The 1,163-nt window shown below is 70.9% G+C and carries 2 protein-coding genes and 1 pseudogene; 2 read left to right on the top strand and 1 reads right to left on the bottom strand.

The window, feature by feature from the left end; translation table 11 throughout:
- Window positions 1-333 (top strand): annotated as a pseudogene (locus ACFVZH_RS40440) (recombinase family protein); the annotation flags it as partial.
- 149 nt (window positions 334-482) lie between these two features.
- Here the strand turns inward: ACFVZH_RS40440 and ACFVZH_RS40435 are convergent.
- A complete protein-coding gene (locus ACFVZH_RS40435) occupies window positions 483-710 on the bottom strand; it encodes a hypothetical protein (protein WP_384905652.1) in 228 nt (75 codons plus the stop codon).
- Here ACFVZH_RS40435 and ACFVZH_RS40430 point away from each other — a divergent pair.
- The coding region (locus tag ACFVZH_RS40430; RefSeq protein WP_384905650.1) for a S8 family serine peptidase at window positions 600-1,163 on the top strand (564 nt) is incomplete at its 3' end. The genes ACFVZH_RS40435 and ACFVZH_RS40430 overlap by 111 nt on opposite strands.

Raw genomic sequence — 1,163 nt, 5'->3', positions numbered from 1 at the left:
GAGCTGAAGGGCTCGCACGACCCGTCCGGCATCGTGTTCACCGTGCTCGCCGCGATGTCAGGCATGGAGCGCGAGTACATCCGCGACCGCACCCTCGAAGGCCACGAGTCCGCCCGCAAGCGCGGCAAGACCATCGGCGGCGCAGGCGTCACCGACGAATCCATGCTGTCCATGGCCCTCCACCTGCGCGACCAGGCGATGAGCCTGCGCGACATCGCCGCCCGGCTCGTCATCACCACCGGCAAGAAGAAGGGCCAGCACCCGTCACCCGCGACCGTGATGCGGATACTGCGCGAGCACGACGAGCAGGCCGCTACGGCGGCGAGTACGTGATCACCCCCGCTACTTTGCACCGCGGGTCAGAGATAGGACACCGGGGCCGAGCCGGAGCACCTGGTCTACACCTCGCCGATCACCGCCCCGCAGCAGGCGCCGACCGAGTTCTATCCGGCCTACCGCAGTGACGAGGACGTGGTCACCCGTCATTCCCAGGCCGAAGCCGCCGCGTCCCAGGGCCCCGCCTGGGACGAACAGCGCATGACCTGGGCCTGCAGGCCATCCAGGCCAACCTGTCCGGACTGACCGGAGGCGATGTGAAGATCGCCGTCCTCGACACCGGCGTCGACACCGACCACTCGGACCTGGCCGGCCGCATCGAGGCGACCGCCTCCTTCGTTCCGGGCGAGAGCGTCGAGGACGGCAATGGCCACGGCACACACTGCATCGGCACCTCCGCCGGTCCGGCCAGCCCCCGGCAGGGACCGCGCTACGGCGTGGCCTGCGACGCGCGGATCCTCGCGGCGAAGGTGCTCAGCAACGCCGGCAGCGGAACCGACGGCCAGATCCTGGCAGGCATCGCCTGGGCCGTAGCCCAGGGCGCACGGGTGATCTCCCTGTCTCTCGGCGCCCCGGTCCGGCCGGGAGAGCTCTTCCCGCAGACGTACGAGATCCTGGGCTCAGCGCGCCCTCGCGCGCGCGGGACGGTGGTTGTCGCCGCCGCGGGCAACGACAGTGGCCGGCCTCCGCGGATCGAGCCCGTCAGCCGGCCCGCCAATGCCCCTCCATCCTTGCCGTGGCCGCGCTCGACAAGGCCCTCACCCCGTCGTTCTTCTCCCACGGCGGCGTCAACAGCCAGGGCGGCGAGATCAACATCGCCACACCCG

It is taken from the genome of Streptomyces sp. NPDC059534 (genome assembly GCF_042743475.1).
Lineage (GTDB): Bacteria > Actinomycetota > Actinomycetes > Streptomycetales > Streptomycetaceae > Streptomyces.
The sequence above is the reverse complement of the archived record's forward strand: the minus strand, read 5'-3'. Positions and strand labels throughout refer to the sequence as shown.